This window comes from Micromonospora sp. NPDC005087, from assembly GCF_042872965.1.
Lineage (GTDB): Bacteria > Actinomycetota > Actinomycetes > Mycobacteriales > Micromonosporaceae > Micromonospora.
In genome coordinates this window covers 367,264-394,038 of record NZ_JBIALB010000002.1, presented here as the reverse complement: position 1 = coordinate 394,038, position 26,775 = coordinate 367,264, and the positions used below count along the sequence as shown (strand labels likewise).

Below are 26,775 nucleotides of genomic sequence, written 5' to 3'. Positions count from 1 at the left end.
CCGTCGACTTCGATAAACGCCCGACGCGTCGGCTTTCGCATCGGGCGTCGGAACCAGCAAGATAGGGGGGTTGTGTCCCAGCCCCCCTCGATTTCCCCCGGTGGCTTTTCTGTGACTCAGATCCCGACGTGGAGCGGCGGACAGCTAAGTCCCGCCAACGGACGAGCAGCGCCCGGCACCACCATTGGTGGCCGGTACTCGCTGCGGTCCTCGGTGGGCAACGGCGGCATGGGTACGGTGTGGCGCGCCACAGACACACTGCTGCGCCGCGACGTGGCGGTGAAGGAGGTCGTCCTGCCCCCGGGGCTGGCCCCCAGCGACCGCGACGCCATGTACGAGCGCACGCTGCGCGAGGCCCGCGCCGCCGCCGCCATCCAGCACCCCGCGGTGGTGCAGGTGTACGACGTGGTCACCGAGGCCGGCCGGCCCTGGATCGTGATGGAGCTGCTGGACGCCCGCAGCCTCGCCGACATGGTGATCGAGGACGGGCCGGTCGCGCCCCGCGCGGTCGCCAAGATCGGCATCGCGCTGCTCGGCGCGCTGGAGGTCGCGCACGCGATCGGCGTACTGCACCGCGACGTCAAACCGGCCAACGTGCTCATCTGCACCGACGGGCGCTGCGTGCTGACCGACTTCGGGGTCGCCCGGATGCCCACCGACGTGCAGCTCACCACCCCCGGCATGGTGCTCGGCTCGCCGCACTTCATTTCGCCCGAGCGGGCCATGGGTCAGGAGTTCGGCCCGCCGAGCGACCTGTTCTCGCTGGGCGTGACGCTCTACACGGCCGTCGAGGGGCGGCCTCCGTTCGACAAGGGTGACCCGATCGAGACCATGCACGCCGTGGTCGAGGACCCACCCGCCCCACCGCAGCGCAGTGGCCCCCTGACCCGGGTGCTGATGGGCCTGCTGGAGAAGGACCCGGCCCGGCGGCTGGACGTGCACACGTCCCGGGCCATGCTGCGCGAGCTGCTCGCCGGCCCGCTGGGCAGCACCGCCACCGCCGTGCACTCGGTGACCGACCCGTACGCCGTGGTCCCGGTGCAGCAGCGCCCGGCGCCCGTCGCCCCGCCGGCCCGGCCCGAGCCGAAGCCGGACAACCAGATCGGCGGCCGGGCGATGCTCGCCCCGGACGAGTCCCTGACCGACCGCCTGGCGTCGCTGCGCCGGGGCGAACGCCCGCAGCCCGGCGACGCGGGCGGCACCACGGGGCTCGACGAGACCAGCGCCGACGCGCTGGCCGGCCCACTGCACACGCCCACCGGCGCGATGTCCGTCTCCGGCCGACCCACCACCGGGCGCACCTACGGCGGCGCCGCGGACGCCACCCAGCGGGTGGACGCCGGCGGGCACCCGGACGCCACCCAGCGGGTCAGCTACGGCAACCGGCCCGACGCCACCCAGCAGGTCGGCTACGGCGGTGCGCCGGAGGCCACCCAACACATCGGCGGCACCTACGGTGGCGGCAACCAGTGGTCGGTGCCGGGCACCGGGCAGCCCTGGGCCACGCCTGCGACGGCGGGCGGCGGCGCTCTGGGCAAGATCCGCGCCACCGGTGGTCAGCTGGTCACCACGGTCAAGGGCTGGCCGCGCAAGGTGCAGCTCGCCGCGGCCGGCGGGCTGGCCGTGGTGCTGCTGCTCAGCATCGTGGCGCTGTCCAGTGGCGGCGACGAGACCCCGCCGAGCACCCCGCAGGCACAGCCCACCGCGTCCGCCCCGACCGGTGCCGGGGTGGAGATGCAGGAGCACTCCGCCCGGGGCATCCAGGTGTTGGTCCCGAAGGGCTGGAAGAAGGCCACCGGCGGCTCGTACACCGACTACATCGACCCGGAGGACAGCGGCCGCAAGGTCCGCATCATCACCGAGAAGTGGTCGAGCAGCTCCACCCGGTGGGCGGAGACGGCCGAGAACGGCCTCAAGACCAGGAGCAAGTCCTGCGTCAAGCCGTACAGCCAGGTCGCCTCGCAAGAGACCGAGCTGGCCAGCCAGCCGGCCGCCGAGTTCGAGTACACCTGCGGTGAGGGCGACGCCAAACGGCACGGCATCTGGCGTGGCGTGGCGCAGGACGGCAAGGCGTTCTCGTTCTACCTCACCTCGACGGACGTCAAGTTCGCCGAGAGCAAGGCGATCTTCGACGAGATGGTGCGGACGTTCCAGCTCACCGGGGACAGCTGAGCGGGAGGGAACCGACAGCGGTGATCGCCGCCGTGCTATCAAGAGGCATGGCGGCGGACACCACTGACATCGACGACATTCGCGAGCAAGCCCGGCGCTGGCTCGCCGACGACCCCGACCCGGCCAGCCGGGACGAGCTGACGGCGGTGCTGGACAGGCTGCCGACGAGCGCCCCCGAGCTGGCGGACCGGTTCGCCGGGCCGTTGACCTTCGGCACCGCGGGCCTGCGCGGCCCGCTGCGCGCCGGCCCGAACGGCATGAACCTCGCCGTCGTCACCCAGGCCGCCGCCGGTCTGGTCGGCTGGCTCGCCGCCCAGGGCGGCACCGGCCCCCTGGTGATCGGGTACGACGCCCGGCACGGCTCCCGCCAGTTCGCCGAGCGGACCGCCCAGGTGGCCACCGGGGCCGGTCGGCCGGCGTTGCTGCTGCCCCGCCCGCTGCCCACCCCGGTGCTGGCCTACGCGGTGCGTCGGCTCGGCGCGGTGGCCGGAGTGATGGTCACGGCCAGCCACAACCCGCCGCAGGACAACGGCTACAAGGTCTACCTCGGTGCGGAGCTGGGCGGGGAGCTCGGCGCCGGAGCGCAGATCGTGCCACCGGCCGACGCCGGCATCGAGGCCGCCATCCGGGCGGTCGGCCCGCTGACCGAGGTGCCGCTGGGCCGCCCCGGTGAGGTGCTGGGTGACGACCTGGTCGCCTCGTACGTCGAGCGGGCCACCGCGGTGATCGCGCCGGACGGGTCGCGGGACCTGACGGTGGCGTACACGCCGCTGCACGGGGTGGGTGCCGCGGTGCTCACCGCCGCCTTCGCCCGGGCCGGCTTCCCGGTGCCCGGGGTAGTACCCGGGCAGGCCGAGCCGGACCCGGAGTTCCCGACCGTGTCGTTCCCCAACCCAGAGGAGCCGGGGGCGGTGGACCTGCTGATCGCGCTGGCCGACTCCACCGGCGCGGACCTCGCCATCGCCAACGACCCGGACGCGGACCGCTGCGCGGTGGTGGTCCGCGACGGCGACACGGGCTGGCGGATGCTGCGCGGCGACGAGGTGGGCGCGCTGCTCGCCGACCACCTGATGCGCCGCGGGGTGACCGGGCTCTACGCCACCACCATCGTCTCGTCGTCACTGCTACGGGCGATGTGCGCGGCCCGGGGCCTGCCCTACGACGAGACGCTGACCGGCTTCAAGTGGATCGTCCGGGCGGGCGGCGGGAGCGCGCCGCTGGTCTACGGCTACGAGGAGGCGCTCGGCTACTGCGTCGCCCCGGACCACGTCCGGGACAAGGACGGCATCACCGCCGCGCTGACCGTCGCCGAGCTGGCCGCCGGCCTCAAGGCGCAGGGCCGCACGCTGACCGACCGGCTGGACGAGCTGGCCGCCGAGTTCGGCGTGCACCACACCGACCAGCTCTCCGTCCGGGTGGACGACCTGCGGGAGATCGCCGACGCGATGGCCCGGATCCGGGCGGCCACCCCGACCACGCTGCTCGGGCACCCGGTCGACAGCACCCGGGATCTGCTCCCCGAGGCGGACGTGGTGATCCTGCGCACCGGGGCCGCCCGGGTGGTGATCCGCCCGTCCGGGACCGAGCCGAAGCTCAAGGCGTACCTGGAGGTGGTGGAGCTGGTGCCCGACGGCGACGTCGGAGCCGCCCGCGCCCGCGCCGCCGCAGCGATCGCGCAGCTCCGCACGGAAATCGCCACCGCCCTCGGCGTGTAGTGCAAGGAAGGGCCCCTTATTACCGCCTCGTGTAGAGGAAGGGGCCCTTCCTAACAGGTCAGTGGCGTTTGCCGAGGGCCTGGTCGACGGCCTTCGCCAGCGCGGCGACGACCAGGCCGACCGAGGGGCGGACCACCGAGTCGTCGATGCTCACCTCTCCGGAGAACCCGGCGCCGGTGGCGATCTCCTCCAGCCGGCGGCGGGCGTCGGCGGCAGTCTCGCCGCTCACCCCGAGCGCGGATTCCATCCGCAGCACCACGACGAGGGTGGCCAGCGCTGCGGTCCGCTCGTCCGGCGCTGCCGTGCCGGTCAGCGCCTCGGCCAGCCGCTGCCGGGTGTCCGCCTCCACCGAGGTGTCCACCACCGGGTAGCGGTGCACGTGGATGAAGCCCAGTTCGGTCTCGTCGATGTCCCGGACCACACCCTGCTGGCACAGGTCACCGAGGATCCGGTCGCGCAGGCCGTGCCGCAGGCGCTGCACCCACGACGCCGGGGTGTGCGGGGTGTCGGCGGCGATCCGGCCGAGCACCTCGTCGGCGACCGGCTCGCCGGTGGGCGTCGGGTCGACCACCGTCAGGGAACCGTCCGCGTACGCGATCCGGCCGGCCAGGGCCAGCTCGACCAGCACCGCGGCGGCCATGCCCAGGTCCAGGCTGATCCGCGGCATGGTCGCCTTGCCGGTCGTGTCGTCGTAGGCGAGGAGCAGCAGTTCCTCGGCGAGCGCAACACCAGTCATGGCCGGAGACGGTAGCGGGTCCGCGCACCACCGCGCGCGGACCCGCCGGACCCGGGCACCGACCGGGGTGACGACTCAGAACCGGGGCATGCCGCCGAACTGGCGGTCGCCGGCGTCGCCGAGGCCGGGAACGATGAACATCCGCTCGTTGAGGCCCTCGTCGATCGAGGCGGTGACCAGGCGCAACGGCAGGCCGGAGCGCTCCAGGCGCTCGATGCCGGCCGGTGCGGCGAGCACGCAGAGCACGGTGATGTCGGTGCAGCCCCGGTCGGCCAGCAGCCGGCAGCCGTGTTCCAGCGAACCACCGGTGGCCAGCATCGGGTCGAGCACCAGCACCGGCAGGCCGGCCAGTTCCCGAGGCAGCGACTCCATGTACGCGCGCGGCTCGTACGTCTCCTCGTCCCGGGCCAGGCCGACGAAGCCCATCGAGGACTCGGGCAGCAGGCCGAGTGCGGCGTCCGCCATGCCCAGGCCGGCCCGCAGCACCGGCACCAGCAGCGGCGGGTTGGCCAGCCGGGTGCCTTCGGTGCCGGTGATCGGCGTCTGCACCGGGTACCGCTCGACGGGGAAGGAGCGTGCCGCCTCGTACACCAGCATGGTGGTCAGTTCGTGCAGCGCCGCCCGGAACGTCGAGGAATCGGTGCGCGCGTCCCGCATGGCGGTCAGCCGTGACTGTGCCAGCGGGTGGTCAATGACGTGTACATCCACGATCGCTCAACCTACCGGTCCGTCGCGTGGGACGGTGCGGGTGCGGTCGGACCAGCGACGCCGCTCACGCCGGACCGGTCACAGCGGGACCGCGTGAGCAAGATCACACAGCGGTCCGGTGCGTAGACTTCGGGGCATGACGGCGACAACGACGTCGGCCCGGTCGGAGCTCTCCGAGCTGGGACGATCCGAGACCGCTCTGCGGACCTTCCTGCACGGCCTTCCCGGCGTGGACCAGGTCGGCGCGGAGCAGCGGGCGGCGCAGCTCGGCACCCGCTCCATCAAGACCACCGCCAAGGCACAGGCGATCGACCTGGCGATCCGGATGGTGGACCTGACCACCCTCGAAGGGGCGGACACCCCGGGCAAGGTGCGCGCGCTGGCCGCGAAGGCCGTTCGCCCGGACCCGGCCGACCCGTCCTGCCCGCACGTCGGCGCCGTCTGCGTCTACCCCGCGATGGTCCCGTACGTGGCGGAGGTGCTGCGCGGCAGCGGCGTGCACCTGGCCAGCGTGGCGACCGCCTTCCCGTCGGGCCAGGTGGCGCTGGAGATCAAGCTCGCCGACACCCGGGCCGCCGTCGCGGCCGGCGCCGACGAGATCGACATGGTGATCAACCGGAGCGCGTTCCTGGCCGGCCGCTACAAGGAGGTCTACGACGAGATCGTGGCCACCAAGGAAGCCTCCGGGGACGCCCACCTCAAGGTGATCCTGGAGACCGGCGAGCTGGCCACCTACGACAACGTGCGCCGGGCCTCCTGGCTGGCGATGTTGGCCGGCGGCGACTTCATCAAGACCTCCACCGGCAAGGTCCCGGTCGCCGCGACGCTGCCGGTGAGCCTGGTGATGCTGGAGGCGGTCCGCGACTTCCGGGCCGCCACCGGGCGGCAGGTCGGCGTGAAGCCGGCCGGCGGCATCAAGACCACCAAGGACGCGATCAAGTACCTGGTGATGGTCAACGAGACCGTCGGCGCGGACTGGCTCGACCCGGACTGGTTCCGCTTCGGCGCGTCCAGCCTGCTCAACGACCTGCTGATGCAGCGCACCAAGCTGACGACCGGCACCTACTCCGGTCCCGACTACTTCACCCTGGACTGAGCCGATGTTCGAGTACGCACCCGCCCCCGAGTCCCGCTCGGTGGTGGACCTCAAACCCACCTACGGGCTGTTCATCGACGGCACGTTCGTCGACCCGACCGATGGCGGCAGCTTCAAGTCGATCAACCCCGCCTCGGAGGAGGTGCTGGCCGAGATCGCTGAGGCCGGCGCGCAGGACGTGGAGCGCGCGGTGCGCGCCGCCCGGAAGGCGTACGAGAAGGTCTGGGGTCCGATGCCGGGCCGGGACCGGGCCAAGTACCTGTTCCGGATCGCCCGGCTCATCCAGGAGCGGTCCCGCGAGCTGGCCGTGCTGGAGTCGCTGGACAACGGCAAGCCGATCAAGGAGGCGCGCGACGTCGACCTGCCGCTGGTCGCCGCGCACTTCTTCTACTACGCGGGCTGGGCCGACAAGCTGGAGCACGCGGGCTTCGGCGCCGACCCGAAGCCCATCGGGGTCGCCGCGCAGGTCATCCCGTGGAACTTCCCGCTGCTGATGCTGGCCTGGAAGATCGCCCCCGCCCTCGCGGCGGGCAACACGGTGGTGCTGAAGCCGGCCGAGACCACCCCGCTGACCGCGCTGCTCTTCGCCGAGATCTGCCAGCAGGCCGAGCTGCCGGCCGGCGTGGTCAACATCATCACCGGGGCCGGCGACACCGGCCGGGCACTGGTCGAGCACCCCGGCGTGGACAAGGTCGCCTTCACCGGCTCCACCGACGTCGGACGGGCCATCGCCCGGTCCGTCGCCGGCACCCGCAAGAAGCTCACGCTGGAGCTCGGCGGCAAGGCCGCCAACATCGTCTTCGACGACGCACCGATCGACCAGGCGGTCGAGGGGATCGTCAACGGCATCTTCTTCAACCAGGGGCACGTCTGCTGCGCCGGCTCCCGCCTGCTGGTCCAGGAGAACGTGGCCGACCGGGTGCTGGAGTCCCTGAAGCGGCGGATGGCCCAGCTTCGGGTCGGCGACCCGCTGGACAAGAACACCGACATCGGCGCGATCAACTCCGCCGCCCAGTTGGAGCGGATCCGCGAGCTGTCCGACGCCGGCTCGGCCGAGGGCGCCGAACGCTGGTCGCCACCGTGCGAACTGCCCGACCGCGGCTTCTGGTTCGCGCCGACCATCTTCACCGGCGTCACCCAGGCGCACCGCATCGCCCGCGAGGAGATCTTCGGCCCGGTGCTGTCGGTGCTCACCTTCCGCACCCCGGCCGAGGCCGTGGAGAAGGCCAACAACACGCCGTACGGGCTCTCGGCGGGAATCTGGACCGACAAGGGTTCCCGGATCCTATGGACGGCCGACCGGCTGCGCGCCGGGGTCGTCTGGGCCAACACGTTCAACAAGTTCGACCCCACCTCGCCGTTCGGCGGCTACAAGGAGTCGGGCTACGGTCGCGAGGGCGGCCGGCACGGGCTGGAGGGGTACCTCAATGTCTGAGCGGGTCGCGGTACGCAAGACGTACAAGCTCTTCATCGGCGGGAAGTTCCCGCGCAGCGAGTCGGGACGGTCGTATCTCGTGCAGTCCTCGAATGTGTCACTGGCCTCCCGCAAGGACGCCCGGGACGCGGTGGTCGCCGCCCGCGCCGCCGTGAAGGGCTGGGCCGGAGCGACCGCGTACAACCGGGGTCAGATCCTCTACCGGGCCGCCGAGATGCTGGAGGGCCGCCGCGAGCAGTTCGTCGCCCTCGGCGTGCCGGGCGACGAGGTGGACGCCGCGGTGGACCGCTGGGTCTGGTACGCGGGCTGGGCCGACAAGCTCGCCCAGGTGCACGGCGGGGCAAACCCGGTCGCCGGGCCGTACTTCAACATCTCCGCGCCCGAGCCGACCGGCGTGGTCGCGGTCGTCGCACCGGAGCGCCCGGCGCTGCTCGGCCTGGTCAGCGTGATCGCCCCGGCGATCGTCACCGGCAACACGGTGGTGGTGGCGGCCTCCCCGACCGAGCCGCTGGCGGCGGTGACGCTGGCCGAGGTGCTGGCCACCTCCGACCTGCCCGGCGGGGTGGTGAACATCCTCACCGGCCGGATCACCGAGACCGCGCCGACGCTGGCCGCGCACATGGACGTCAACGCGATCGACCTCAGCGGGGTGACCGACGCCGATCTGGCGGCCGACCTGGAGGTCAAGGCGGCGGAGAACCTGAAGCGGGTGCTCCGTCCGGCCCCGGCCGACCACGACTGGTCCGCCGACCCCGGCGTCGCGCGGATGACCAACCTGTTGGAGACGAAGACGGTGTGGCACCCCAAGGGGGTGTGATTGTTCGGGTCCCGGCCGTGGGGTTTCGGGGGGAGCCCACCCGCTCCGGGCGGTCAGGCTTGATCCCTCCGCGGGCGGGCTCCCCCCGAAACCCTGACGTGGGCCGGGTCCGCCCGGGTGTCTCGTCTTGCCGGCCGGCGCCCCGGGTTGGGTCACCGGCCAGCGACTCGCCGGCGGGATGGGGGCGGGGGTGAGGGCCGTCGGGTGGGCTTGTGGGGTGGGGGTCTACTACCGGGGGTAGGATTGGGGCGTGACTCGGTTGGGCGATCTTGAGCGTGCGGTTATGGACGTGCTGTGGGACGTGGTCCCGGGCACGTCGGATGGGGTGACCGTGCGCGAGGTGGCCGACGCGCTCGACGGCCGCGAGCTGGCGTACACCACGGTGATGACCGTGCTGGACCGGCTCGCCGGCAAGGGGATGGTGCAGCGGGAGCGAGAGGGCCGGGCCTGGCGCTACCGGCCGGCGGCCAGCCGTGAGGCGCACATCGCCCAGCTCATGCTCGACGCGCTCGACCTCGGCGGCAGCCGCGACGCCGCGCTGGTGCGCTTCGCCCGCTCGGTGACCGGCACCGAGGCCGAGGTGCTGCGCGCGGCCCTGGGCAGCGAGGCCGGGCTGACCGGGCCGGGCACGGCCGAGGCCGGCGCCGAGTTGACCGACCGCGTGGACGGGCCGGCGGGCCGACGGCCGGCCGGCGAGGCAGCGGAGCGGTAGGGCGCGCGCCATGGCCTACGCCGCGCACTTCGCCGCCACCATGCTGGCCTGCTATCTGACCGCTCAGGTGCTGGCCAGCTCCACCTGGACGTGGCGCAGCCCTCGGGTGGCGATCGTGTGCTGGCAGGCGGTCGGGTTGGCGCTGGGCCTCTCGGCGATGGGCCTGCCGATGGCGCTCGGGGTGACCGCCTACGACCTGCCGACCGGGAGCGCACTGTTCGCCCTGGCCACCGACCTCGCCCACGGCACGCTGCCGGTCGGGGTGACCGCCTTCCACCTGGCCGGTGTGGGGGTTGGCTTCGGCATCGGCGCGGTGCTGGTCACCACGACCGTGCGCAGCATCCACGGCACGTTGCGCGCCCAGCGTCGGCACCGGGACCTGCTCACCCTGGTCGCCCGGAACGACCCGGCCGCGCCCGGCGCGCTTGTGCTGGACCATCCGAGCGCGGCCGCGTACTGCCTGCCGGGGGTGAAGCCGCAGGTGGTGGTCAGCGCGGGCACGCTGAGCCTGCTGGACCGGGCCGAGCTCGCCGCGGTGCTCAGCCACGAGCGCGCGCACGCCAACGAGCGGCACGACCTGGTGCTGTTGCCCTTCACCGCGCTCTGCCGCGCGTTGCCGTGGTTCCGTTGGGTCCGGGACGCGCACGAGCGGGTCGCCCTGCTGGTCGAGATGCGAGCCGACGACAAGGCGCGCGAGCTGCACGCCGAGGCGCCGCTGGCGGGCGCGCTGCGTCGGTTCGCCGCCGCGGGTCACCGGATCACCCCGGCCGGCGCGCTGGGCATGGGCGACCGCGACCTGGACGTACGCGTACAGCGGTTGCTGGTCAGCGACCGGCCGCCGCGGGTGCTGGGCGCCACCGCTCTCGCGGTCGCCACCATGCTGGTCGCCCTCCCGATCACCCTCTTCCTGAGCTGACCCGCGCTGGCCCGCCGAGTTCGGCGCGCGCTCCTGATCCCACGTCCAGGCTGAGGAGCAGGCTCCCCACAATTACTACGTCTTGTCGTAGAATTGTCTACGACAAGACGTAGTAATCAACGTGTAGCCAAGCTACGTGTAGGGTGGCTACGACAAGGCAGCCAACGCTTTGGAGAGCCGGTCATGGACACCCTGCTCCTCGCCCGTCTGCAGTTCGCCACCACCACGTCGATCCACTTCCTGTTCGTGGTCGTCACGCTCGGGCTGGTCACCCTGCTGGTCGGGATGCAGACCGCGTGGGTGCTCACGGGCAACCCGAAGTGGGAGCGGCTCACCCGATACTGGGGCCAGCTCTACGTGATCAACTACGTGCTCGGCATCGCCACCGGCATCGTGATGGAGTTCCAGTTCGGGCTGAACTGGAGCGGCCTGTCGCGCTACGTCGGCAACGTCTTCGGCGCGCCGCTGGCCATCGAGACGCTGGTGGCGTTCTTCCTGGAGTCCACGTTCCTCGGGATGTGGATCTTCGGCTGGCACCGGCTCCGCAAGGGCGTCCACCTCGCGCTGCTGTGGGGCGTGGCGCTCACCGCGTACGCCTCGGCGTTCTGGATCATGGTGGCGAACTCCTGGCTGCAGCACCCCGTCGGGTACGAGGTGCGCGACGGCATCGCCCACCTCACCGACTTCGGCGCGCTGCTCACCAATCCCAGCCTCGGCATGGCGTTCGGGCACGTGGTCTCGGCCGCGCTGCTGGTCGGCGGGATGCTGATGGCGGCCGTCAGCGCCTGGCACCTGATCCGGCGTACCCCCGACTTCGCGATCTTCCGCACCTCGCTGCGGATCGGCCTGGTCACCTCGGCGCTGGCGATCACGCTGGTGCAGGGCTTCGGTTTCGCCCAGTTCGGCCCGGTGGGCGCGGTGCAGCCGACCAAGTTCGGCCAGGGCCCGGAAGCCCAGGCGCTGATCACCGAGTGGACGGCGCGGTTCGGCCCCGGCGACTACACCCCGCCCGTGCTGGCCAACGTCGGGCTGGGCTTCATGATCCTGATCGGCTTCACGCTCGGCTGCGTCTGGCTGCTGCTCCCCCTGCTCTTCCGGGACTGGATCATCCGGCTGCGCTTCCCGCTCTGGCTGGTCCTGCTGGCCCTGCCGCTGCCGTTCGTGGCGGTGATCCTCGGCTGGATCGCCCGGGAGGTCGGCCGCCAGCCCTGGGTGGCGTACGGCCTGCTCCCCACCGAGCAGGCGGTCTCCCCCGTCGGCGCACCGGTGATGCTCGCCTCGCTGATCGGGTTCAGCCTGCTGCTGGGCACCCTCGCCGTCACCAACTGGGTGCTGCTCGCCCGGCACGCGGCGCGCGGCGCGGGTGACCCGCCGCTCGGCCGCCCGCCGGCACCGGCGAACGAACCGGCTCACCCCGAACCCGCCCTGGCCTGAGGAGATCACCGTGGACCTCGCCTGGTACGCCCTGCTCGGCCTCTTCTTCGGCGCCTACCTGGTGCTCGCCGGCTACGACTACGGCGTCGGGCTGCTGCTCGCGCGCCGCGGTGGCCCGGCCGGACGACGGGCCGCGCTCACCGCGCTCGGCCCGTTCTTCCTCGGCAACGAGGTCTGGCTGGTGGCCGCCGTGGGCATCCTCTTCGGAGCCTTTCCGGTGCTGGAGGGCGAGCTGCTCTCCGGGTGCTACCCGGCGGTCGCCGGCGCGCTGGCCGGTGTGGTCCTGGTGACCGCCGGAGTGCAACTGCGCAGCCGGCCGACCGACGAGCGGATCCGGGCCCGCTGGGACCGGGTGGTGGTGGTCGGCAGCGTGCTCGCCGCCCTGGGCTGGGGCGTGCTGCTGGCCGCGCTGCTGCAGGGCGTGCCCCGCGCGGCCGACGGGCACGTCGTCGGGGTGTCGCATCTGGCCACCCCGTTCGCGGCCGCCGCCGGGCTGGCCATGGTCGCCCTGGTCGCGGTGCACGGTGCGACCTTCCTCACCCTGCGGCTGCCGGCCGCCGACGCCGACGCGGTCGGCCGGTCGGCCCGCCGGCTGGTGCCGGTGGCGCTCACCGCGGTCGCCCTGGCCACCGTCCTGGGGCTGCTCTCCACCCGGGTACACGACGCCGTCCAGCGGCCGGCGGTGGCCGTACTGCTGCCGCTGCTGCTGGCGGCGGCGCTGCTGCTGGCCCGCGCGGCGCTGGCCCGACGGCGGCCGGGATGGGCCCTGGTCGCCACCGGCGCGGCTCTGGCACTGCCGGTGGCGCTGGTCGGTGCGGCCCTCTGGCCCTACGTGCTGGTGTCCTCGGCGGACCCGGGCACCTCGCTGACGGTGGCCGACGCCGCCGCCAGCGCGCCGACGCTGCGGCTACTCGGCTGGGTGGCGCTGCCGCTGCTGCCGGCCCTACTAGGCTTCCAGGCGATGTGTTGGTGGGTTTTCCGGGGACGGACCGACGGCAGGGCACCGGTGTACTGGTGAACCGCCGTCCCTTCGACCCGCGTCTGCTGCGCCGGGTCCCCGCGGCCCGGCGCGATCTCGCCGTGCTCGTTCTGCTCGGCGTGCTCGCCGCCGGGTTGATCGTGGCGCAGGCCACCGCGCTGGCAGCGGTGCTGGCCACCGCCGTCGACGGCCGCCTGGACCGGCCCGCGCTGGCCGCCTTCGCGGTGGCGGTCGCCGCCCGTTCGGCGCTGGTCTGGGCGCAGGGCACGGTCTCAGCGCGGGTCGCCGCCACCGTCAAGGCCGCACTGCGGGCCGACCTGCTCGGCGCTGTGGGCCGGCACGGGCCGGGTTGGGTTGCCGGGCAACGGGCCGGCCAGCTCGCCACGCTGACCGGGCGCGGGCTGGACGCGCTGGACGCGTACTTCACCGGGTACCTGCCCCAGCTGGTGCTCAGCGTGACGGTGCCGGTGGCGGTGCTGGCCCGGGTCGTCTTCGCCGACTGGGGCTCCGCGGTGATCATCGCACTGACCCTGCCGCTGATCCCGGTCTTCGGCGCGCTGCTCGGCTGGCAGGCGCAGGCCGCCACGGAGCGGCAGTGGCGCCGGCTCTCCCTGCTGGGCGGGCACTTCCTGGACATGGTCGCCGGGCTGCCCACGCTTCGCGCGTTCGGCCGGGCCCGGGCGCAGACCGAGGTGGTCCGCCGGATGGCCGACGGGCATCGGGTCGCCACCATGAAGACACTGCGGATCGCGTTCCTCTCCGCGCTGGTGCTGGAGCTGGTCGCCACCCTCTCCGTGGCCCTGGTCGCGGTGCCGGTCGGCATCCGGCTGCTCGGCGGCGGGCTGGCCCTGCAGACCGCGCTGCTGGTGCTGCTGCTCACCCCGGAGGCGTACCTGCCGCTGCGGGCCGCCGGCAGCCGCTTCCACGCCAGCATGGAGGGGCTAACCGCGCTGGACGAGGCGCTCACCATCTCCGCCGCGCCCGCCGCACCCCGGGCCGCCGAGGGCGCGGCCACCCCGGACGGGCGGGGCGAGATCCGCTTCGAGTCGGTGACCGTGGCGTACGAGCGGACCACCGCGCTGCGCGACGTGACGCTGACCGTCCGACCCGGTCAGCGGATCGCCATCATCGGGCCCAGCGGCGCCGGCAAGAGCACCCTGCTCGGTCTGCTGCTCGGCTTCGTGACCCCGACCAGCGGCCGGGTCACCGTGGACGGGGTCGACCTCGCCGACGCCGACCCGGACGCCTGGCGCCGCCAGCTCGCCTGGGTGCCGCAGCGCGCCCACCTCTTCGCCGCCTCGCTGGCCGACAACATCCGGCTCGGCGCACCGGACACCCCGCCCGACGCGCTCGCCACCGCGGTGCACGACGCGGCCCTGGACGACGTGGTGGCCGGCCTGCCGGAGGGGCTGGAGACGCTGCTCGGCGAGCGCGGGCACGGCCTCTCCAGCGGGCAGCGGCAACGGGTGGCCCTGGCCCGCGCGTTCCTCAGGGACGCCCCGGTGGTGGTGCTCGACGAGCCCACCGCCCGACTCGACACCGCGGCCGAGGCGGTGGTGCTCGACGCCACCCGCCGGCTGGTCGCCGGGCGGACCGCGCTGCTGGTCGCGCATCGGCCGGCACTGCTGGCCGACGCCGACCGGATCCTGCGGATCGAGGATGGCCGGGTCACCGAGCTGACGCCCGAGCCGACCGGGAAGGTGGCCCGATGAACGCGGCACCCGAGCCGCTGGCCGGCGGGCCGGGCCCACTGGAAGCGGCGGTCGACGCCGCCCCGACCGGGCGGTCGACCGCCGAGCGGACGGTCCTGCGCCTGGCCCGGCCGTACCTGGGCCGGCTGGTGGGCGCGGGCCTGCTCGCCGCGGCCACCGAGTTCGCCGGGCTCGCCCTGATGGCGACCGCCACCTGGCTGTTGATGAGCGCCGCCGGCCGGCCACCGCTGGACCGGCTCACCGTGGCGATCGTGGCGGTCCGGGCGCTGGCGATCAGCCGGGGCGTGTTCCGCTACACCGAACGGCTCGCCGGGCACGACGCGGTCCTCCGCATGATCACCGACGTCCGGGCCCGGGTCTTCGCCACCCTCGCCGCCCGCCGCACCGCCGCGCACCGCTCGGGGGACGTGCTGAGCCGGCTGGTCTCCGACGTCGAGGCGGTGCAGGACCTTCTGCTGCGGGTGCTGGTGCCGGGATCGGCGGCGGCACTGGTCGGGCTGCTGGCGGTGGCCGGGGCGGCGCTGATCTCGCCGCCGGCCGCCGGTGTGCTCGCCGCCGGGCTGCTCATCGCCGGGGTGGCGTTGCCCGCACTGGCCACCGCGGTCACCCGGCGCAACGCGGCGGAGGTGGCCCCGCTGCGCGGCGCGCTGGCCACCGACGCGATCGACCTCACCCACGGTGCCGCCGACCTGGCCGCGTTCGGCGCGACCGGCGCTGCCCTGCACGCCGCCGAGCAGCGGGCCGGCCGACTGGCCCGGCTGGAACGCCGCCTGGCCGCCACCGGGTTCGCCGTCGACGCGGCCGGGGTGCTGGTCGCCGGGCTGACCGCCGCCGCGGTGGTGCTGGCCGCGCTGGCCGCGGACGTGCCGGGGGTGCTGGTCGGCGTACTGGCCGTCGGCACCCTGGCGGCCGTCGAGGTGGCGCTGGCCCTGGTCTCGGCGGCCCGGCAGTGGACCCAGCTGCGGCCCGGCCTGACCCGGGTGGCCGCCCTGCTCGACGCGGACCTGCCGACTCCCCGGCACGCCGCCGTGGAGCCCAGCGCGAATGGCATCGGCGGCCCGGACCGAGGCGGCGCGCACGAGCTGCGCTTCGCCGAGGTGACCGTGCGGTACCGGGCCGGTGCCGCGCCCGCGCTCGACCGGGTGAGCCTGGACCTGCCCGCCGGGCGGCGGATCGCGGTGGTCGGCCCGAGCGGAGCCGGCAAGAGCACCCTGGCCGCCGTGCTGACCGGCGCGGTCCGGCCCACGTCCGGCCGGGTCACGCTGGACGGTCGCGACGTCTCGACGTACGCCGAGGAGGAGCTGCCCCGCGCGGTCGGTGGGCTGCTCGCCGAGGCGTACGTCTTCCACGCCACGGTGCGGGAGAACCTGCTGCTCGGCCGTGCCGGGGCCAGCGACGACGAGTTGGTGGCGGCGACCGCCGCCGCCGGCCTGCTGGAGTGGGTGCACGCCCAGCCGGCGGGATGGGACACCCTGGTCGGCGAGGAGGGCGGTCAGCTCTCCGGCGGCCAGCGGCAACGGCTCGCGCTCGCCCGGGCCCTGCTCGCCGCGCCGCCGGTGCTGGTGCTCGACGAGCCCACCGAGGGGCTGGACCCGACCGCCGCGGACGCCGTGCTCGCCTCCGCCCTCGCCGCCACTCCCGCCGGGCACTCGGTACTCCTGATCAGTCACCGGCTCAGCGGGCTGGCCGAGCTGGACGAGATCGTCGTCCTCGATGGCGGCCGGGTGATCCAGCGCGGTCGGCACGCCGAGTTGGTCACCGCCCCCGGCTGGTACCGGGACCAGTGGCTGCTCCAGGCGGCGGCCGAACGCGGGTACCTGGCTCTCACCCCCTGACCGGGCTCGGGGACGGACCAGGGTTCTCCCGGACGTCGGCGCGCCGGCGTCCGTGGCAGGGTGGTGCCATGCCGCGCTGTGAGGACGTGTTGGTGGAGGAGCACCTGCGGGAGCTTGCTGCCCGGTTGCAGGGGCCGGCCCGACTGAAGTCCGACCTGCTCACCGAGGCCCGGCACGGTCTGCTGGACGCCGTCGAGGCGTACCGCGAGGACGGCGTGCCGCCCACGGAGGCGCAGCGGCGTGCGGTGGCCGAGTTCGGCTCACCGGCGCAGCTGCTTCCCTCCTGGCAGGCCGAGCTGGCGGTCGGCGCGCTGCGCGGGCTCTCCCTGCGGATGCTGGCGGTGGCCGGAGTGTCGGTGGTGGCCGGCGACCTGACGTGGCGCGGGGCGAGCTGGAGCGACGGTCCGCACCCGCCGGCCGTCTACCGGTTGCTCGCCGCCTCGGTCGACTGGATCTGGATCGGCTCGCTGCTGCTCGCGGTGGCTGGCCTGCTGGTGGTGGTGGCGAGCGCCCGGTCCGCCCGGCCGGGCCTGGCCGTCGCGCAGCGCGCGGTGGGCGCCGGCCTGACCGGCACCCTGGTCCTCGGCATGCTGGCCGTCACCGCCCTCTTCGCATGGTCGATCGGGCTCTGGGACGCGGCGCTGAGCTGGCCACCGATGTTCATCGGGGCGGTGCTGGTCGGCGGAGCCTACTTCTCGCTCGTCCGCGCGGCGCGCGGCTGGCTGCTCGCCACCACCCGCTGAGCGGCTCAGGCCGGGGTGCCGGGTGGGCTGCCGGGGTCGAGGAATCGTCCGACCGTCACGCGGAACTCGTGCCAACCAGCGCGCTCACCGGCCAGCGCCCGCCGACCGGAGTCGGTGAGCTGGTACGTCCGTCGCTCCCGACCGTTGACCGTGCTCCAGGTGCTCGCGACGTGCCCGGCGCGCTCCAGCCGGCGCAGCGCGGGATAGATGGTGCCGGTGGGCAGGTCGAGGCTGCCGTCGCTGCGCGCCCGCAGCGCCTCGATGATGGCGTACCCGTGCAGCGCGCCCTGTTCGAGCACGGCGAGCAGCAGTGCGTCGAGGTGGCCGTGCAACTCCTGGGCCTTCATACGTAGCTACGCTACTTGTCGAATCGCCGGTACGCCACCGGTGGCCACCCGCGATGACCCGCGGGCCCGAACCGGTGCGCCAGCCGGTCATCGGGGTGCGGGCACCGGCCGCCCAGGACCGCCGACTAGGGTATGTGCCCAGAGTCACTCGCCGGTCGAAGACGTCGGCGGGTGGGCAACCCGAAGCACACGGAGGTCAGCGTGGCCCGCCAGTCGCCCCAACGGCCCGACGCCGACGAGCCCGAGCTCGACGACACCACCGGCCCGGCCGAGCCAGATCAGGCCGACGAGGCCGAGGAGATTGGCCTCGCGTCGACGTCGGACGACCGGTCGCTCTGGGACGAGCTGCGGATCGACCCGGTCGAGATCGCCCTGCCCGCCGGCTCCGGTTTCACGCTGCGGGCCTACCGGCCGGCGGGGGCGCTGACCCCCACCGACGTGACCGAGCGCGACCAGGACGACCCGTTCCTCGCCCGCCGTCAGGTGATCGAGGAGGACGAGGACGACGAGACCGTCGTCATCCTCGACGAGGAGTTGGCCGAGGAGTTGGCCGAGAGCGACGAGGACGAGGCGTCGCGCCGTCGCCGTGACGCCGACACGGACGCCGACGAGGCCGACGACGAGAACGCCACGGACGAGGCGGACGACGAGGAGGTGCCGGTCTTCCTCAGCCACCGGGGCAAGCTGCTGCTGTTCAAGACCCCCGAGTCGTTGGTCAGTTTCATCCGGTCCGGCGCGCCAAATGATCTGTCCCAACTGGACAGCTGGAATGAATTGTCCGAACGGGTGGAGCCGGCCGACATCGCGTCGCTCGACGAGGACAGCTACGAGCTCGACCTCGTCGTGGAGAACCTGCGCGGCGGGCACGACGCCTGGGATTCGGCCCTGCTGATCAAGGCCGGCGAGGTCGCACGTGACCTGTCGTACGCGTTGCGGCTGCCTGCGGTGCTGGACATGCTCTCCGCCGCCTCCAGCCTCGACGACCTGGACGAGGCGCTGCGGGCGACCGCCAACGGCGGGATCGGCGGTTTCATGGGCCGACGGCGGTTGAAGAAAATCGGGGCACAAACCGCAAGTTTGGGTTGGCGCACCATTGTCGGCAAGATCTCTGCGGTCGTGGACTGGCGCGACTGACCCGTACCGGGGAGCATCAGTTGCTGGCAGAGGAAAGACCTGTCCCGGGAGGAGGACGACGCCGTGGCGCTCGTGCGCGTGTACTGCGGTCTGGCCTCAGCGGATCCTGCTGACCGACCGGCCTCGGCCGGTTCGACGCTGACGTCCGCTGTGGTCGACGACGCAGGCCGTCTGCTGCATGTCTGCGAGATCGGCGACGACGCGGCTGGCTACGCCCAGCTCGTCGCGCTGCTCGTGGAGCGGTCGGGCGGGCCGAGCGGTGCGGCCATCGCCGCCGACAGCGACGACCACACGGTCACCTCGCTGCTGAGCGCGGCGGGTCGGCCGCTGGCGATCGCGGACGACGACTCGGTGGACGACTTCGCCGAGCGGTTCGCCGACGACGACTCCCTGGAGGAGATGCAGTCGCCGCCAGCCGAACGACGCGCCGTCGGCCTGGCCCGCGCGTTGCAGGCGGGCGCGCTGTCCGCGGTCACTCTGCCGGCACCCCGGGATCTCGCCGGCTACAAGCAGGTGCTCTCCGCGCACGCCGCGCTTGCCAGCGGTCGGCACTCGGCCGCCGTGGCGCTGCGCGAGGTGCTGCGCGAGCTCTACCCGGCGGCGCTGCGCGCGTATCCGGACCCGGCCGAGCCGGTCTCGCTGGCCGTGCTGGACGCCCTGCCCGAGCCGGGCATGCTGGGCGGCACCGTGGCCCGGGGCCGCGAGGTCTCGGTGGCGGCGGACGCCATCGCCGCGCACCTCGCCGCGGACGGGGTGGCCGACGCCGAGGAAATCAACGAGGCGGTCACCGCACTGCGGGTCGCCATCTCCGAGACGCCCCGCCGCGCCGCGGTGAACCGGGCGCTCACCTCCGCGGTGGCCGAGACCGTCCGGCAGGCGGTCGCCTCGGTACGGGCCTGCGACGCCGGTTGCGAGGCGCTGGTCAGCGCGCTCAGCGCACGGGCCAGCACGCCCGCGCCGGCGCCCGGTCGCCGCGCCGCCGCCCGCCGTGGCGAGTCGGTCGGCGAGCTGGCCGGCATGTCCAACACCGGCACCGGGCTGCGCGCGGTCCGGCCGACCCCGGTCGCCGCCGAGCCCGCCCCCACCGGGGGCCGACGCAGCCGCCCCGAACCGATCCCGGGTGGCGCCCCGCTGGCGTCGCCGCGCCCGCTCGGGCCACCGCCGGTCGCCCCGGCTCCGATCACCCCGCCGCCGGTCGCACCCGCTCCGGTTGCCCCGGCGGCGGCCGCCGGCCCGGCGGTGTCCGCCCTGCCGGGGCGTGGCGAACCCCTCCCGAGCCGCATCGACGGTCCGACCAACCGGCCAGTCTCCTCGCCACCGCCCCCGCCGCCCGGGATCACCCCGATCGCGCCGGCGCAGCGCGGCGCGGTGCCGCCGGCCGAGGCGGGCGAGCCGTTCCGGCCGACGTTGACGACCGCGGCGATCAACAACGCGCGGGCCGAGCGGCAACGCACGGTCATCCCGCCCCGCCCCAAGACCAACGGCGAGCCCCGGCCCAGCCATCTGCAACGCCCGGTCGACGAGGCTCCCACCGGCGGTTTCAGCGCCACCGACCTCAGCATCCCGGTGCCCACTCCCCGTCCGGGCCAGGAGTCGGCACCGCCGGGCTCCCGGGCCAACTGGCCGCTGGTCAACAACCCGGAGGACCCGGCCGACAGCTCGCCGAACAACCCGGCCGCCTACTCGTACGGCGGCGGCCGTGGCATCGACGCCCCCACCGACCCGGGCCGGGCCGACGGCCGCGTCACCCCGCCCTGGCTGGCGGACGACCTGCCGCAGGAGCCACCCATGCTGCGGCTCGTGGAGCCGCCACCGCTGGCCGACCGGGCGCTGCGCGAGGCAAGCCTCAACCCGCCCACCGACCCGCGCCTCGAGACGCCGCCGCTGCGGCTGGTCGATCGGGAGCAGGCCGCCCGCAACGGCCGCCCCGCGCCCCGCATGGAACGACCCGTCGAGCACCGGCCGTCACCCCCGGTCGAGCACCGTCCGCCACCGGTGGCGGACGAGGGCGACGGGGACCTGCTGATCTTCGCGCAGGCCAAGTCGGCCTGGTTCGTCGGGCAGACCGAGGAGTCCGACCTGGACTGGTCGACCACGGCCGACACCGGGTGGCAGGCAGCCGAGCAGGCGGCCCGTCCCGCGGTGGGCGCCGAGACGACGGCCGGTCTACCGAAGCGCGTGCCGCAGGCCAACCTGGTCCCGGGTTCCCCGTTGCGCGAGGAGCGTCCGCTGCGGATAGTGCGTGATGCGGCGAGTCTCGCGGAGAACACCACCGGCTACTTCCGTGGCTGGCGTCGGGGGCAGGAGATCGGTGGGTTCGCGGTGGGCGGCCGGCCGGGTCGCGAGGCCGCCGGCGGCTGGGACTTCAGTCGTGACCACGGTGACCGCGACGACGACCGCGAATACGAGTACCGGTCCGCCGGCTACCAGTCCTGACCCCCGGTCACCATCACCCACGCGTCTGTCCCGCCCTCAGTCAGCTGACTGGGGGCGGGAGCGCGTTCAGGCCACAGCGTTAGCCCGGCACGACCAACGCCGCCTCGTGAAGGTCCTGGACCAATCCGCCCCTGAAGGGGCCGACTGCGTCCAAGAGCCTGGAAAGGCGGCGTCTTGAAAAGAGGTGCGGGGCTGCCCGGCGAGGTGCCTCCGGACAGCACTCAGCGCCCGGTGGCGGCCGAAGCCACCACCGGGCGCGATCGCCCGGTCAGGCCGGCGCGACGGCGCGTGTACGCCGCATGGTGAGCACGTACTCGACCAGCGAGATCAGCACGTGCTTCGTCGACTCCCGGTTGCGGGCGTCGCAGGCCACCACCGGCACGTCGCTCGAGATCGCCAGCGCGTCCCGAACGTCCTGCGGGTCGTGGTACTGCATCCCGTCGAAGCAGTTGATGGCCACCAGGTACGGCAGCCGCCGGTGCTCGAAGAAGTCGATCGCCGCGAAGCAGTCGGCCAGCCGGCGAGTGTCCACCAGCACGACCGCACCGATGGCGCCCCGAACCAGTTCGTCCCACATGAACCAGAATCGAGTCTGACCCGGCGTACCGAACAGGTACAGGATCAGGTCACGGTCGATCGAGATCCGGCCGAAGTCCATGGCCACCGTGGTCGTCGTCTTGCCCGGCACCTGCCGGGTGTCGTCGACGCCCACGCCAGCGGAGGTCATGATGGCCTCGGTGGTCAGCGGCGTGATCTCCGAGACCGAGCCGACCAGCGTCGTCTTACCGACGCCGAATCCACCGGCGATAACGATCTTCGCCGACGTCACGCGCCCACTCGGGTTCGGCGGGCGGTGCGACATGTCAGAGCCTGCGAAGTCCACTCAGCACCCTCTCCAGCAGTTCAGTGCCCATCGCGTCGTCGGAGTCGTCCAAAATGGTCGGCTCGTGGACTGCGACCAGGCCGTCCGTCGCCATGTCGGCGATGAGCACCCGGGCCACACCGAGCGGGAGCTGCATCCGCGCCGCGATCTCGGCGAGCGATTGCACGCGTCCGTCACACAGCGCGGCGATGTACTGGTGTTCGCGGCCACCGTTGCCATTGGCAGCGGCCCGGCCACGCACCGTCGTCTCGACGAGCGCCTCCAGCGCGATGTCGAGCCGGGGACGGGTACGACCGCGGGTCACGGCGTATGGACGGACCAACGCTCCGGTCGGTTCGTCACGATCGGCCATGTCGCCGCTCACCTCCTTCGTACCCGGCACCGGCTCCCACCGGTGAAACCCGTCGTTGTCGTTGTTGCAGTAGCGCCGACCTCACGATCGGCGAGGCGTCAGCTCAGCATCCCCGCGGCCGCACGCGGCTGCGGGGTCAGCGCGTCGCCCACCCGGTCGACCAGCAACGCCATCTCGTAGCCGACCTGCCCGACGTCCGAGCTGCGGGCGGCCAGCACTGCGAAGGACGAGCCGTCCGAGATGGACATCAGGAACAGGAAGCCATTGTCCATCTCCACGACGGTCTGCAGCACAGCGCCTCCCTCGAAGCAGCGGGCCGCTCCCTGGGTGAGGCTGACCAGACCGGACGCGATCGCGGCGAGCTGATCGGCCCGGTCCCGCGGCAGATCCCGTGACGACGCGAGAAGCAGGCCATCCGCCGAGACGGCGACCGCATGCGCGACACCGGGCACCCGGTCAGCGAAGTTGGCCAGCAGCCAACCAAGATCCTGCGTAGTTGTCATCCTTCTTGCTCCTTCTGCCCGCTCCCGGCCGCTGGGCCTGAGCCAGACTGCGAGGATTGCTGCCCTCCCGGAGTCGCCTCCGGGCTGGTCGGGTTGTCCGAGGTGCTACGCCCTCGCTGCACGCCCCGGTGGTAGGCGGAGAGCAGGCCACGGACCGCCTCCGGGGAACGCCGCTGGACCGAGGTGGTGGGCTTCTCCACCGCGCCGGGGACCAGCTGCGCCATCGGCTTGCGCTTCGGCAGACCGGTCGTGGTGGTCTCGCTCACCGGGACCGCGCTGGCCGCTGCCGAGGCGGCACGCCAGCCGTCGTCGGCGGCGGTCTGCCAGCCGTTGGTCTGTGGCGGTTGGGGCCGGCGGTTCGGCAGGCTCTCGGCGAGGCTGGGGCGGGTGCCCCCGTTCGCTGTCGACCCGTTGTCCCGCGGCGCTCCTCCGGCCGTCGGAGTGTCTGCCATCGGTGTGTTACCTGTCGTCCCGGGTGGTGTCTTGTGGACTGCCCGGCCGCTGGCCTCGACCGTCGCGAACTGCTGGGTCGCGGTGCCGCCATTGGCCGCCGGCTGGGCGGCCGGTGCGGCTGCCTGAGCCGCTGCCGCCTCCTCCGGACCCGGCCGACGGGTACGGAACCAGGCCGACTCGAGCTCCCGGAAGATCGGCAGCTCCATGGTCTCGTCCGCGTACCGCTGCCGATTCTGGGCCTGCGGCTGCTGCGGCGCCGGCCGGCTCTGCGCCGGTGCCGCCGAGGTCGGTGCCGTCGGCTGAGCCGTGGCGGCCGGCTGCTCGGCGGGTCGCTGCACCCGCGGCAGCTCCGTCGTCATGTCCAGGGCGGCGGCGAACCGCTCGGGCACCGGCGGGGTGGCCGCGTCCCGGTCGCCACCGGGCACCGGCGGCCAGGCCGGCGGCGCGGGGGCGTTGGGCGCCTGGGCGGGCGGGGCCGATCGGGGCGCGAAGCCGCTGAACGACTGGAACGACTGGGCGGACGCCGGCGGCGCCGAGTACGGCTGACTCGATGCCGGCGGGGCCGAATAGGGCTGACCGGCTGGCGGCGCCGAGTACGGCTGACCGGCCGGCGGGGCCGAATAGGGCTGACCGGCCGGCGGGGCCGAGTACGGCTGACCCGAGGCCGGGGCGGCCGACACCGGCGGACCGGCGTACGGCGCACCCGAGTAGGGCTGCGCGGAGTACGGCTGGCCGGAGGCCGGCGAGGCGGAGACCGGTGCGCCGGAGTAGGGCTGCGCGGAGACCGGCGGCGGCGAGTACGGGTGCGCCTCGGGGCTGCTGGGCAGCTGCCGTGGAATGGCCGGCTGCTGGCCCGCGTCCGGAGAGTCGTCGCCGGCGCGGCGCTGCGGCAGCGGGTCGATCGGCTGTCCGTTGGCCGTCCGCGGGGTGAACCCGTCCCCGCCGTTCGTGCCGGCCGCACCGGTCAGGTCCGACCAGGCCGGCATCGAGCGGTACGCACCGGCGTTGGCGGGGGTGCCGGCGCCGTTGCGCGAGGCTGGGTCGAACGGGCGACCACCCAGGGTGACCTGGTTGCCGGACTCGCTCGGGCGAGGGCCGTTGCCCAGCGCGGGCAGCGCGCCGAAGGCCGGAACCGGGCCACCGCCCTGCGGGCCACCGGCCGCGGGCAGCGCCGGCGGCTGCTGCATCCGGCCGGAGAGCGCCCGGGGCACCAGCACCGAGGTCGGCAGGGTCACGTCGGCGACCGTGCCACGGTCACCACCGGGACGCAGCTCGACCCGGACCCCGTGCCGGGACGCCAGCCGGGCGACCACGACCAGGCCCATCATCCGGGACACGGCCACGTCCACCTGCGGCGGCGTCGCGAGACGCTCGTTGAGCTCGTTCAGCTGGTCGTTGCTGATGCCGATGCCGCGGTCCTCGACGTAGAGCGAGGTGCGGTCGCCGACCCGGCGGGCCTCGACCATCACCTGCGAGTCCGGCGGCGAGAACGCGGTCGCGTTGTCGAACAGCTCGGCGACGAGGTGCACCAGGTCGTTGACCGCGTGCGCGGCGACCTCGATGTCCCGGTCGATGACCCCGAACTCGATCCGGGTGTAGTGCTCGACCTCGGACTGCGCGGCGCGCAGCACGTCGATGAGCGCCGCCGGCTCGCGCTGCACGCGGGTGGAGTCGGCGCCGGCGAGCACGAGCAGGTTCTCGTCGTTGCGGCGCATCCGGGTAGCCAGGTGGTCGAGCTGGAACAGCTCGGCCAGCCGGTCCGGGTCCTCCTCGCCGCGCTCCAGCCGGTCGAGGTGCCCGATGAGGCGGTCGACCAGGATCTGCGAACGGCGGGCCAGGTTGACGAACATGGTCGCGACGGAGGCGCGCAGCGCCGCCTGCTCGGCGGCGGTTCGGACGGCTTCCAGGTGGACGGCGTTGAACGCCTCGGTCACCTGGCCGAACTCGTCCTTGCTGCGGACCGGGAGCGGCTCGGCGATCTGGTTGGCCAGCTGCACCGGGGAGAGCTGCCCGACGACCTGCGGGTCACGCAGTCGGGCCACCGCCTGCGGCAGGCCGTACTGGGCGACGGAGAGAGCGCCCTGCCGCAGCTCACGCAGCGAGCGGGCCATCGAGCGGGCGACCAGGTACGCGAAGAGGATGGCCAGCAGCAGCATGCTGAGCAGCAGGCCGGTCTCCAGGAACACCTGACGCTGGACGTCCGAGCGCAGGTTGTCGGCCTCGGCGACCACGTCGCCGTCGAGCTTCGTCTCGACGGTGCGGATCAGCTTGGCGTTGGCCGTCATGGCCGAGTCCCACTGGTCCGGGCCGAACGGCGCACCGCTCATGTCGCCGGTGGTGTTGCCGTCGATCCAGCCGGTGTAGTTCTGCGCCTCCCGACGGTCACCGCCGGCGACCGTCTGGTCGTGGAACTTCGCCTCGTCGGGGCTGGCGACGGCTTTGAAGCTCTGCAGGGCCTGCTGCTGACCGGTGCCGCTGGCGATGTAGTCGGTGCGCAGCACCGGGGTCATCCGCCGCTGCTCCGAGCCGAGGGCGCGGTGCACGACGACCCGGCGGACGGAGAGGAACTCCTTCTCCCGGGCGATCGCCGCGGCGGCCCGCATCCGGTCGCTCAGGTCGCTGTTGCCGGCGAGTTGGGTGGCGGAGTCACGGATGGCGAGCAGGTCGTTGATCAGGCGCTCGTACGCCTGAATGGTCTCGGTGAGCTTGAGTTTGCCGTTGAACACCTGGCTGCGGACGCCTGGCAGGTCCTTCAGGGTCTGGTCGATCCCGTTGAGCACGCCCTCCAGGCTGCTCGGCAGGTCCTCGATCTCGGCCCGCTGCTGCAGGTAGGGGCCCCTCGCCTGGTCTACCCGGGAGTTCACCCGGTTGTAGGCCTCCTGGTACTGCGCCGTCGGCTGCGTCCCCTTGGCCCCCAGCAGCAGCACGGCGGTGGTCCGCTCGTCCTGAAGCGTGTCGACCAGGTCACCCGAGTAGCTCGACAGGTTGGCCAGGTCGCCGGCCCGGTTGGCATTGTTGAGCGTCTCCAGGTGGTCGACGAGACCACTGGTGCCCACCACGACCGTGGCGATGGTCGGCACGATCATGATGAGACCGAGCTTGGACCAGATCGGCATGTCCCGGAGCCGGCTGGCCGGTCGGCGCAGCCGCGACAGGAAGGAGCCCGCCGTCTTTGGCCGTTTGCTCACGTCACCGCCCTCGCGATTACAGCTTGAACGCGTTGCCCCCGCGCAACGCCCAGCGTCCGACCCGGCGGGTCGGACCCCCGAGATTCCATCACGCCGCCCGGCAAGAAGAAAGCCCAGGTTGTCACCCGCCGAAGGTGTGATGAGATGTTGATGCGATTTGATAGCAGTCCGTCTGGCCGGAGTAACTGAAGGTAATGAAACATCCGCACCGCGTTGTCCTGCTCGCTGGCCCTTCTGGCTCTGGAAAGTCGTACATAGCGCAGCAAACCGGCCTACCGGTGCTCTGCCTGGACGACTTTTACAAAGATGGCGATGACCCTACGTTGCCGCGCCGAAACGGCCAGGTGGACTGGGAATCACCCGAGTCGTGGGACGCCCTCACGGCGGTCGAAACGATTGCCCGACTGGCTCGCGAGGGTCGCGCCGATGTGCCGGTTTATGCGATCGGCGCGGATCGACGGGTGGCCAC

At 73.3% G+C, this 26,775-nt stretch carries 21 protein-coding genes; 14 read left to right on the top strand and 7 right to left on the bottom strand.

The annotated features are described in order from the left end of the window. The first annotated feature begins 111 nt into the window (after window positions 1-111). Together ACFYPS_RS06900 and ACFYPS_RS06895 are read left to right on the top strand one after the other, a co-directional pair. A complete protein-coding gene (locus tag ACFYPS_RS06900) occupies window positions 112-2,172 on the top strand; it encodes a serine/threonine-protein kinase (protein WP_354962635.1) in 2,061 nt (686 codons plus the stop codon). Window positions 2,173-2,219: 47 nt separating this feature from the next. Continuing rightward, window positions 2,220-3,887 (top strand): phospho-sugar mutase, encoded by a 1,668-nt coding sequence (locus ACFYPS_RS06895; protein ID WP_354962634.1) that lies wholly within the window; start codon window positions 2,220-2,222, stop codon window positions 3,885-3,887. Window positions 3,888-3,945: 58 nt separating this feature from the next. On the opposite strand, the gene ACFYPS_RS06890 is transcribed toward ACFYPS_RS06895, so the two are convergent. Further along, a complete protein-coding gene (locus tag ACFYPS_RS06890) occupies window positions 3,946-4,623 on the bottom strand; it encodes a GPP34 family phosphoprotein (protein ID WP_354962633.1) in 678 nt (225 codons plus the stop codon). Between the two features lie 75 nt (window positions 4,624-4,698). Beyond that, entirely contained in the window at window positions 4,699-5,331 is a 633-nt protein-coding gene (gene upp, locus ACFYPS_RS06885; protein WP_354962632.1) for a uracil phosphoribosyltransferase, read from the bottom strand. 136 nt (window positions 5,332-5,467) lie between these two features. Between upp and deoC the strand changes: the two genes are divergently transcribed. From deoC to ACFYPS_RS06835, 10 genes are all read left to right on the top strand, one after another. Beyond that, on the top strand, window positions 5,468-6,427 hold the full coding sequence (gene deoC / locus ACFYPS_RS06880; protein WP_387323247.1) for a deoxyribose-phosphate aldolase: 960 nt from the start codon (window positions 5,468-5,470) through the stop codon (window positions 6,425-6,427). A gap of 4 nt (window positions 6,428-6,431) precedes the next feature. Further along, window positions 6,432-7,862: an aldehyde dehydrogenase family protein gene (locus ACFYPS_RS06875; protein ID WP_354962630.1), complete on the top strand. Its 1,431-nt coding sequence runs from the start codon at window positions 6,432-6,434 to the stop codon at window positions 7,860-7,862. Beyond that, window positions 7,855-8,679: an aldehyde dehydrogenase family protein gene (locus ACFYPS_RS06870; protein ID WP_354962629.1), complete on the top strand. Its 825-nt coding sequence runs from the start codon at window positions 7,855-7,857 to the stop codon at window positions 8,677-8,679. Before ACFYPS_RS06875 ends, ACFYPS_RS06870 begins: the two co-directional genes overlap by 8 nt. A 250-nt stretch (window positions 8,680-8,929) precedes the next feature. Beyond that, window positions 8,930-9,391: a BlaI/MecI/CopY family transcriptional regulator gene (locus tag ACFYPS_RS06865; protein ID WP_354962628.1), complete on the top strand. Its 462-nt coding sequence runs from the start codon at window positions 8,930-8,932 to the stop codon at window positions 9,389-9,391. A gap of 10 nt (window positions 9,392-9,401) precedes the next feature. After that, window positions 9,402-10,307 carry a M56 family metallopeptidase gene (locus ACFYPS_RS06860; RefSeq protein WP_387323244.1) on the top strand — a complete coding sequence of 302 codons (906 nt, stop codon included), beginning with the start codon at window positions 9,402-9,404 and terminating at the stop codon, window positions 10,305-10,307. Between the two features lie 183 nt (window positions 10,308-10,490). Beyond that, a complete protein-coding gene (locus tag ACFYPS_RS06855) occupies window positions 10,491-11,741 on the top strand; it encodes a cytochrome ubiquinol oxidase subunit I (protein ID WP_354962626.1) in 1,251 nt (416 codons plus the stop codon). Between the two features lie 10 nt (window positions 11,742-11,751). Continuing rightward, window positions 11,752-12,759 (top strand): cytochrome d ubiquinol oxidase subunit II, encoded by a 1,008-nt coding sequence (locus ACFYPS_RS06850; RefSeq protein ID WP_354962625.1) that lies wholly within the window; start codon window positions 11,752-11,754, stop codon window positions 12,757-12,759. After that, window positions 12,756-14,432 (top strand): thiol reductant ABC exporter subunit CydD, encoded by a 1,677-nt coding sequence (cydD, locus tag ACFYPS_RS06845; RefSeq protein ID WP_387323241.1) that lies wholly within the window; start codon window positions 12,756-12,758, stop codon window positions 14,430-14,432. The genes ACFYPS_RS06850 and cydD overlap by 4 nt, the downstream gene beginning before the upstream one ends. Next, entirely contained in the window at window positions 14,429-16,267 is a 1,839-nt protein-coding gene (gene cydC / locus ACFYPS_RS06840) for a thiol reductant ABC exporter subunit CydC (protein ID WP_354962623.1), read from the top strand. The genes cydD and cydC overlap by 4 nt, the downstream gene beginning before the upstream one ends. A gap of 68 nt (window positions 16,268-16,335) precedes the next feature. Beyond that, window positions 16,336-17,010: a permease prefix domain 1-containing protein gene (locus ACFYPS_RS06835; RefSeq protein ID WP_354962622.1), complete on the top strand. Its 675-nt coding sequence runs from the start codon at window positions 16,336-16,338 to the stop codon at window positions 17,008-17,010. A gap of 5 nt (window positions 17,011-17,015) precedes the next feature. Here ACFYPS_RS06835 and ACFYPS_RS06830 read toward each other — a convergent pair whose 3' ends face one another. Next, window positions 17,016-17,357 carry a helix-turn-helix transcriptional regulator gene (locus ACFYPS_RS06830; protein WP_354962621.1) on the bottom strand — a complete coding sequence of 114 codons (342 nt, stop codon included), beginning with the start codon at window positions 17,355-17,357 and terminating at the stop codon, window positions 17,016-17,018. 171 nt (window positions 17,358-17,528) lie between these two features. Between ACFYPS_RS06830 and ACFYPS_RS06825 the strand changes: the two genes are divergently transcribed. Further along, window positions 17,529-18,491 carry a DNA primase gene (locus ACFYPS_RS06825; RefSeq protein WP_354962620.1) on the top strand — a complete coding sequence of 321 codons (963 nt, stop codon included), beginning with the start codon at window positions 17,529-17,531 and terminating at the stop codon, window positions 18,489-18,491. A 39-nt stretch (window positions 18,492-18,530) separates the two neighbouring features. Further along, window positions 18,531-20,927, top strand: a complete 2,397-nt coding sequence (locus tag ACFYPS_RS06820; RefSeq protein WP_354962937.1) for a transposase — start codon at window positions 18,531-18,533, stop codon at window positions 20,925-20,927. Window positions 20,928-21,195: 268 nt separating this feature from the next. Here ACFYPS_RS06820 and ACFYPS_RS06815 read toward each other — a convergent pair whose 3' ends face one another. The 4 genes from ACFYPS_RS06815 to ACFYPS_RS06800 all read right to left on the bottom strand — a co-directional run bounded on the left by ACFYPS_RS06815 (window position 21,196) and on the right by ACFYPS_RS06800 (window position 26,306). Further along, window positions 21,196-21,789 (bottom strand): ATP/GTP-binding protein, encoded by a 594-nt coding sequence (locus ACFYPS_RS06815; protein ID WP_007455465.1) that lies wholly within the window; start codon window positions 21,787-21,789, stop codon window positions 21,196-21,198. A gap of 1 nt (window position 21,790) precedes the next feature. Then, window positions 21,791-22,162 carry a DUF742 domain-containing protein gene (locus tag ACFYPS_RS06810; protein ID WP_354962936.1) on the bottom strand — a complete coding sequence of 124 codons (372 nt, stop codon included), beginning with the start codon at window positions 22,160-22,162 and terminating at the stop codon, window positions 21,791-21,793. A gap of 98 nt (window positions 22,163-22,260) precedes the next feature. Further along, window positions 22,261-22,665 (bottom strand): roadblock/LC7 domain-containing protein, encoded by a 405-nt coding sequence (locus ACFYPS_RS06805; protein ID WP_354962619.1) that lies wholly within the window; start codon window positions 22,663-22,665, stop codon window positions 22,261-22,263. Continuing rightward, window positions 22,662-26,306, bottom strand: a complete 3,645-nt coding sequence (locus ACFYPS_RS06800; protein ID WP_354962618.1) for a nitrate- and nitrite sensing domain-containing protein — start codon at window positions 26,304-26,306, stop codon at window positions 22,662-22,664. Before ACFYPS_RS06800 ends, ACFYPS_RS06805 begins: the two co-directional genes overlap by 4 nt. Between the last annotated feature and the right edge of the window lie 469 nt (window positions 26,307-26,775).